Annotated in this window: 3 protein-coding genes and 2 pseudogenes; 4 read left to right on the top strand and 1 reads right to left on the bottom strand. The window is 71.5% G+C overall.

Annotated elements, in window-relative coordinates; genetic code table 11:
- Positions 1 to 988: 988 nt before the first annotated feature.
- The 4 genes and pseudogenes from CHB94_RS24150 to CHB94_RS24135 all read left to right on the top strand — a co-directional run.
- Positions 989 to 1,759 carry a CHRD domain-containing protein gene (locus CHB94_RS24150; protein WP_217899501.1) on the top strand — a complete coding sequence of 257 codons (771 nt, stop codon included), beginning with the start codon at positions 989 to 991 and terminating at the stop codon, positions 1,757 to 1,759.
- Entirely contained in the window at positions 1,759 to 2,457 is a 699-nt protein-coding gene (locus CHB94_RS24145; RefSeq protein ID WP_089339081.1) for a class F sortase, read from the top strand. Before CHB94_RS24150 ends, CHB94_RS24145 begins: the two co-directional genes overlap by 1 nt.
- A gap of 60 nt (positions 2,458 to 2,517) precedes the next feature.
- Positions 2,518 to 2,781, top strand: a complete 264-nt coding sequence (locus CHB94_RS26915) for a WYL domain-containing protein (RefSeq protein WP_089339080.1) — start codon at positions 2,518 to 2,520, stop codon at positions 2,779 to 2,781.
- 262 nt (positions 2,782 to 3,043) lie between these two features.
- Positions 3,044 to 3,819: pseudogene (locus CHB94_RS24135) on the top strand (IS256 family transposase); the annotation flags it as partial.
- A gap of 9 nt (positions 3,820 to 3,828) precedes the next feature.
- On the opposite strand, the pseudogene CHB94_RS27000 reads toward CHB94_RS24135, so the two are convergent.
- A pseudogene (locus CHB94_RS27000) lies at positions 3,829 to 5,254 on the bottom strand (ISAzo13 family transposase); the annotation flags it as partial.

The raw sequence follows: 5,254 nt of genomic DNA, 5'->3' as shown, positions 1-5,254 counted from the left end.
CGTCCGGCGGCCCGGGCCTGGCCGTGGCGGACGTTCTCTGCCGGCGTGCCCATGACCGACAGGAACGATCCGTCGGCCAGCCGGCGCACCGGGACCACAGGCCCATCGTCTATTGCCAGGGTCGTCCGTTCGGTCTGGTGGCACCAAACATCGCGGCGATTGGCTCGACCGCGTCCGGAGCCTCCGGAGGCGCCGTGACGATCAATACCGGCTGGCCATGGGACGGTTGTGACGCTCCAAGCCACGAAAGGGCAACACGTCTGCTCGGCGGTGGCCAGGCTTGCAAGCTCCTCGCGCACGCCGGGGACGGACTGGTAACGAACTTCCAGCCGGCCATCACGGATTTCGGCCGTAGGGGCCGCGACCTGATCCAGGCGCCGCCACCGGAGCAGCCGCTCCGGGCCGTCCCGCGGTCCAAGCGTGCATGCCATTGGCAGGAGACTGCGCTGGGTAGGGTCAGAGGGGTCGGCCAAGCCTTAAGTCGAAGCGCCCCGGTGGTCCCAGTCAAGACGTCCCGCAGACGGATCCCCGGCGGGACGCGTACCTCCGACGGCCAGGTCGCCGGCGACATCGCCGCTGACCGTTCCTCCTAAGAACTCGTTTCAGAACGAGTGGCCGCTGGCGGTAGCGGTTCAGGGGGCGCGGACCAGCCGGAGCCGATCGAGACGAGCCGGCGGGCGGCGAGGACAGGGCAACGGCCGAGCGATTACTTTGTCCTTCTGCAGTGAGGCTCGACGGTTCGGCGCTGCGCCTACAGCTGCCCGCGCGCAGCCGGTCGCCGTCCCCACCACGGCCGTCACCCGCAAGGACGAAACCGCCTGGTTCGCCGGGTGGCCGGCCGCCACTGTCCGTAGTTCCGACTCGGTCGGCCGCGACCGAACCGATCGGGTCCTGGGGTGCGAACAACCCGTGACACCGGACTCCGCGTGGTCGTACCACCCGACGGAGCTCCCATCCCGGGGCCCGCAGGCGAAAGAAGGGACACACCATGAAGAGCACCACCCGCACCGTCCTGGCCGCTCCCGTGCTGGGGATGGCGGCCCTGCTCATGACGGCCGGCCCCGCCGCCGCGGCTGAGGGGTCGGTCCAGGCCGACCTGTCCCCCACTCCGGCTGCGCCGTCCGGTGGCAGCGGCCAGGGCATGGTGGAGATCGACGGCACCAACCTGTCGTTCACCCTGGCAGCCCAGGGCCTGCTGGCCGGCGCTCCCCACGCCGCCCACATCCACTTCGGCCAGGACGCCCGCAACGAGTGCCCCACCGCCGCGGACAACACCGACCCGCAGGAGTTCTTCACCACGACCGAGGGTGCCCCGGCCTACGGCGAAATCGTGGTGTCGCTGACGACCACCGGGGACACCTCCCCGGACTCGGCGCTGGCCGTCGACCGGTTCGCCGTGGGTGACAACATCGAGTACTCGCGCGGCGACGTCCAGGTCAGCGAGGAGGTGGCCCAGGCCATCCTCGACGGCAAGGCGGCCGTCGTCGTCCACGGCGTGGACTACGACGGTGACGGCACCTACAGCGCCGGCGAGCGCGGTCCGTCCGACCTCGACCCGTCGCTGCCCGGTGAGGCGACCGACCCGGCTCTGTGTGGCGTCCTGAACGCCTCCCAGATGGGCTCCATGCCGCAGGGCGGCGTGGAGACCGGCGCGGGCTCCACGACCGGTGTCGAGCACGCCGGCCTGATCGGGGCCGGCGCCCTCGCGGTTGCCGGCGGCGCCCTCCTCGCGCGTCGTCGCTTCGCCTCGCAGAACTGATGACCGAGGACGCCGGGCGCCGGGGGCAGGACTCCCCCGCCCGGCGTCCTGGCCCGGTGATCTCGGTGGTCCTCGCGGTGTTTCTGCTTCTCGGCGGCGGCACCGCGTTGGCCGTCGGCATCCTCGGCCAGGACGCCGACCCGCCAGCGCCCTCGGCCGCGGCCGACACCACGATCCCGGGCGCCATCCCCGCCCCCAGCGCCACACATCAGACCCCGGACCCCGGCCCGACTCCGGCGACTCCCGTGGCGCTGCCAGTCTCGGTGAACATCCCCTCCATCGACGTGCAGTCCGAACTCATCACCGTCGGGCTGAACCCTGACGGCACGCTCGAGGTGCCACAGCCGGGTCCGGACTACGACAAGGCCGCCTGGTTCCGCGACTCTCCTCGCCCCGGCGAGACCGGCCCCGCCGTGATCGAGGGACACGTCGACAGCGCCGCCAACGGACCCTCGGTCTTCTACGACCTGGGCCGGATGACCGCCGGCGACCGGGTCGAGGTCGGCCGCGCGGACGGATCCGTTGCCACGTTCGAGGTCTACGACATCCGGGTCGTCCCCAAGGACGACTTCCCCACGCTGCTCGTCTACGGCAACACCACGGGACCCGAGCTGCGGCTGATCACCTGCGGCGGCCCCTTCGACAGCAGTGCCGGCAGTTACGTCGACAACGTCATCGTCTTCGCCCGCCAGGTGTAGGCAGACCCCGGGCGCAGGGCTGCTCGGGCGTGGGAGCCCCGGCCGGGTCCGCAGAGGGCCCTGACCTACCGCGACCGGCACGGGCAGCTGTCCCGGCGGGACGTCGAACCACGTTCGATCGTGCGCCCCAACGACCATTGGTATCTGGTCGGCTGGCGCCGGCAGCGGCAGGCTCCGAGGTGGTTCCGCTGGGACCGCGTCCAAGGCGCTGCCCTCACCGGGGGCGCCGTTCCCGACCGTGACCTTTCCCTGTTCGGCGCCGCGCCAGCTGACGCCCGCCCCGCCCACTCCCATGCGCCTCAGCGTGAAAAGAATGCCCGGTAGCCGATCTCCTAACGAGAGGGTCTCAGGCCGCCAGGGGTCAGACTTCGCCCGCCGTTGACATGGGTCGATGTCCACAGCCGTCCTTCCGCCATGTCCTCGCCGGCCGGAAGGAACGCGGCACTCTGCCAGCCACAAGCACGAGCGAGTGGCGTCCTCCAGGGTGGTGTACGACGGCCCTGGTGAGTAGCGGGCCTTGAATGTCGAGGCGGCCACCGCGTGATCTTCTGGAGACCTTCCACAGTCCCTTCAGGAGTTCGACGCGATGACCGCACCGAGCAGTATCGACCCCACTGCCTTTCTGCACGAGCAGCTGGCCCAGGCCAGCCCGGATCTGCTGCGGCAGATGCTGACCACGTTCATCAACACGCTCATGTCGGCCGAGGCCGATGCGGTCTGTGGCGCGGAGTACGGCGTCCGCTCGGCCGAGCGGAGGAACAGCCGCAACGGCTACCGGTCGCGGGAGTTCGACACCCGGGCCGGCACGTTGAGGTGGCGATCCCGAAGCTGCGCTCGGGGTTCTACTTCCCGGACTGGCTGATCGAGCGCCGGCGGCGGGCGGAGCGGGCGCTGACCACCGTGGTCGCCACCTGCTACCTGTTGGGGGTCTCGACCCGGCGGATGGAGAAGCTGGTGGAGAGCTTGGGGATCACCCGGCTGAGCAAGTCCCAGGTCTCGGAGATGGCGAAGGATCTCGATGAGCAGGTGGCGCAGTTCCGGCACCGGCCGCTGGATGCCGGGCCCTACACCTTCGTCGCCGCCGACGCCCTGGTGCTCAAGGTCGGTGAGGGCGGGCGGGTGGTCAACGTGCACGCGCTGGTGGCCACCGGCGTGAACGCCGACGGGCATCGGGACATCCTCGGTCTGCAGGTCACCTCCGCCGAGGACGGCGCCGGCTGGCTGGCCTTCTTCCGCGATCTGACCGCCCGCGGCCTCACCGGAGTCCAGTTGGTGACCTCTGATGCCCACCGTGGGCTGGTCGAGGCGATCGGGGCCGCCCTGCCCGGGGCGTCCTGGCAGCGGTGCCGCACGCACTGGGCCTGTAAAGAATCAACTTGTCGGTGTGTCGCGGTCGTCGGCGTTCGGGGCGAGCAGGGAGGCGAGGAGTTCGGCTGCGGTGGTGAACCGGGTGGCGGCCGGTGTGGCGGCGTAGCCGTTCTGGTCCAGCAGCGGACCGACTTCGCGCAGCGCACCTCCGATGGTGCGGCGGCTGACTTCGAACAGCTCGGCGACGGTGTCGTGGGTGCCCAGGCCGCGTCGGTGGAGCACGGTGGCCAGCACCCGTTCCGCGTCGGTGATCTTCTGGGCGAAGACGCCGCCGCGGGTGCTGGGCAGCCGTTCGCCGCCGGCGGAGCCGATGCCGATGGCGTTCGGCGCGGGCAGCCAGCACGGGCACCATCCGCTCGGTGAGGGCGGTGAGGTCGGCTCGCGTCATGCCGGTCAGCGCCGGGTCGGCGAGTCGGTCGGCCAGCCGCGGCCGGGCCGGTTCCTGGCCGCTGCCTGACGCGGATGCCATGAGCGCCTCGGCGGTGGCGAAGCCCAGCGTGCTCGGGGCGACGGCGCGGCCGTGCTCGGCCAGCAGCTGGCGGGTGTCGGCGATGGCTTGGCCGATCGAGTTGGCGTTGACCCCGAGCAGGTCGGAGAGCACGTTCATCGAGCAGAGCTGGCGCTGATAGACGATGGTGACCAGCACTCGGTCGACCTCGGTGAGCAGCCCGGTGCTGCCGGCGCCGACCGCGCGACGCCGCGGCCCGCCGCGCTGCTCGAAGCGGCGTTGGGCGGCCTGCGCGGCCTGTGCCGCGGCGAGCTCGGCCAGCTCGGCGCTGGTCATGCCGGTCAACCGCGAGTCGGCGAGGACCGCCAGCCCCCGGGCGCGGGCGCGGTCCCGCTCTTCGGCTCGGACGGGGCCTACCTGGCCGGCGCGGGAGGGAGCGACGGTGTAATTCCAGGCGCCGCGCTGCGGGTGCGCGGTGATCGGCAGGCGGCGCAGCTGGTCGGTGGGAACGGCGACTCCGAGTGGATAGCTGCCGGTGTCGAGTGCGGCTTCGACCCGCAGCCCGGTGCGGGTGCGGGTCGAGGCGATCGTGGCGACGACGACCTGGTGGCTGGTCAGCGGCCGGCCGCGCCAGTTCATGGTGATTTGCGAGAACAGCCGGTGCTCGATCTTGTTCCACTTCGAGGTGCCCGGCGGGAAGTGGCAGACCGTGATCGTCAGGCCGGTCTCGGCTGCCAGCGCCGCCAGCTTGGCCTTCCACAATCGGTAGCGGTAGCTGTTGGAGCCGCCCGCATCGGCGGTGATCGGCAGCCGGTCTGCGCCCGGATGGTCGGCTGCGCCGCGGGCGGCCCACCAGCGGCGGATCGAGGCGACGGCGAACGCCGAGGTGTCGTGGTCGACCCCGACGTTCACCCAGCCGGCGTCGGTGCCCAGGTCGTAGACGCCATAGGGAATGGCCAGCGGCACCTCCGGCCCAGCGGT

Source organism: Blastococcus mobilis, from assembly GCF_900188025.1.
Classification (GTDB): Bacteria; Actinomycetota; Actinomycetes; order Mycobacteriales; family Geodermatophilaceae; genus Blastococcus_B; species Blastococcus_B mobilis.
The sequence above is the reverse complement of the archived record's forward strand: the minus strand, read 5'-3'. Positions and strand labels throughout refer to the sequence as shown.